The sequence below is a fragment of the Paraburkholderia sp. SIMBA_027 genome, assembly GCF_046535315.1.
GTDB lineage: Bacteria > Pseudomonadota > Gammaproteobacteria > Burkholderiales > Burkholderiaceae > Paraburkholderia > Paraburkholderia tropica.
In genome coordinates this window covers 1-393 of record NZ_JAWRWY010000154.1, presented here as the reverse complement: position 1 = coordinate 393, position 393 = coordinate 1, and the positions used below count along the sequence as shown (strand labels likewise).

General features: G+C 64.4%; 1 protein-coding gene. It reads left to right on the top strand.

The window, feature by feature from the left end:
• Window positions 1–393, top strand: a 393-nt coding sequence (locus SB764_RS38560) for a hypothetical protein (protein ID WP_410866543.1), incomplete at both ends; no start/stop codon positions are given.

Sequence of the window (393 nt, the reverse complement as noted above, 5' to 3'; positions counted from 1 at the left end):
GCGCGGCGCGATCCTCGGGCTGACGTCCGGCTTCGTCATCTGGTTCTATCTGCTGTTCCTGCCGTCGCTCGGCGGGCCCGATTATTCCTATATCGCCAGCGGCTTCCTGGGCTTCCTGTTTCCCGGCACCACCGTGTTCACAGCGCCGGATGCCGACCCTCTCGTCAACGCAACGACGATGAGCCTGCTGGTCAACACGGCTTTCTTCATAGTCGGCTCGATGACTCGCAATGCCCGGCCGCTGGAGCGCATCCAGGCGGGCATCTTCGTCAAGCGGCAGTCGCGCTCGCAATTTGCGACACGCGGCTGGAAGACGCGGATCAGCGTCGGCGATCTGAAGGCCGCCATCGCCCGCTATCTCGGCGAGGAACGGATGCAGCGCTCGCTTGCGAC